Genomic DNA, 1,601 nt, shown 5'->3' with positions numbered 1-1,601 from the left:
TTTAGCTTTTATATGGTTGTCCATGCTTAATTCTTCGGCTATTATTACAAAGGCAGGGTCGTATTCTTTTGTCCTTTTTATAATTTCATCTTCAAGTTCATCAGGTAGAGCGTGCCCCATATCCAATCTAGCGCCATCTATCCCGAAATTTTTCTGATAGAATGGGATAATGTTTGCTATTAAGTTCCAAAGTTCAGTATTTTTTTCTTTTCCTGGGAACAAACTCGATTTAACAACATCAAAGAGCACATAAGGAGGTTGGTTTGCCCCGTCTATATATTTTAGGGCTTCTTCTGGATGAGAAAGATAGAGCCTTAAGAAAGTGACATCTTCCCATGCAGGCTGGGGATCATTTATCCAATCTGAAAATCCTGGAACGGTTATTACTTTAAATTCTCTTGCTATTTCATCCAAAAAATCTGGGTTGTCTTTATTTCTTTTTATAAAATTCTCCCATTTTTGTGGGTTCTGAGTTTTTGGGTCCCATCTAAATTTTTTAAGATGATTTTTAACTTGTTCATCATTGTAGACAATTTTTAAATTTTCTTTGCTTGGTTGAACAAATCCCAGGTCTTTAACTTTAGGAGGCGCAAAATCGTTCATTTCGTCTATATCTATCCAATAGAACCATTCGGGATGTTCTAAAATAAGGTCGTTGTCCCTAGATCCTGTTCTTGGTACAAAGTCTAACAATACTCTCATTCCAGCCATATGAGCGGCTTCGACAAAAGCTCCGAATTCTTGATTAGGGGTGAATTCATTTTCCAAAAGAGTATCGTGATAATCTTTTTCTACAGAGAAGAAATTCTTAACTGCGTATGGTGAACCTACTTCACCTTTTTTAAATTTACCGCTAGCTTGAGTTATTGGAAGTAAGTATATACTATCGGCGTTATAAGTAGAAAAGTAAGGGATTAACATCAACATTTTTAAGAACGTACCTGATTCAGTATAACCTTTTTCATCTATCGGAACGAATAGAGTTGTTTGATCATGAACATATGCAGCTGTAGCTCGTACATGAGCTGAATAAACTAGACTTGTTCTGATCCAATCAGGTTCTTTAACATTTTTAATGAGGGAAAGGGGCTTGCTGTAATCTACGTCTTCTACAGAATTTTTTAATAGGTTATCGATTATGTTGGATATAAACTCATAGGGGTTAACAAAAAATTTTCTCCCAGCTAGTTTAACTTTACCAGTATAATTAGGTGGCATCCATCTTTTTGGTATTGCATAATCGTCTTTCCCGAATGAAATTTTACTTTGTAAGTATTTATTAATTTCAGATAGAATAGGCATCTTTTACTTCCCTCCTCATATAAAAATTGGCGGAGGCGGTGGGACTCGAACCCACAAGGGGATAAACCCCACCGATTTTCGAGACCGGCCCCTTAACCAGTTCGGTGCACGCCTCCGCAAGTTATTGGAAATTATTTATTCAATAAGACCCAAACCTTGTAGATACTTTCTGGCAACAATTTTGGGCTCTATACCTTCAAAATCAACCAAGTAGTTCAGCCTTATAATTATATCCTCATTTAAATACAATGTCAATGGTTTTAAAATTTCTCTTATTTTAGGGTATTCATCTATTATTT

The 1,601-nt window shown here is 35.6% G+C and carries 1 protein-coding gene, 1 tRNA gene and 1 pseudogene; all 3 read right to left on the bottom strand.

Annotation, left to right across the window (positions count from 1 at the left end; translation table 11 throughout):
• Positions 1-1,302, bottom strand: a pseudogene (locus tag AA81_RS13030) (maltodextrin glycosyltransferase); the annotation flags it as partial.
• A gap of 27 nt (positions 1,303-1,329) precedes the next feature.
• Positions 1,330-1,418: transfer RNA gene (locus AA81_RS13025), tRNA-Ser, on the bottom strand.
• 19 nt (positions 1,419-1,437) lie between these two features.
• Positions 1,438-1,596, bottom strand: coding sequence for a glycine betaine ABC transporter substrate-binding protein (locus AA81_RS13020; RefSeq protein WP_281256311.1), 159 nt, complete (start codon positions 1,594-1,596; stop codon positions 1,438-1,440).
• Positions 1,597-1,601 lie beyond the last annotated feature (5 nt).

The organism is Petrotoga halophila DSM 16923 (assembly GCF_002924615.1).
The sequence above is the reverse complement of the archived record's forward strand: the minus strand, read 5'-3'. Positions and strand labels throughout refer to the sequence as shown.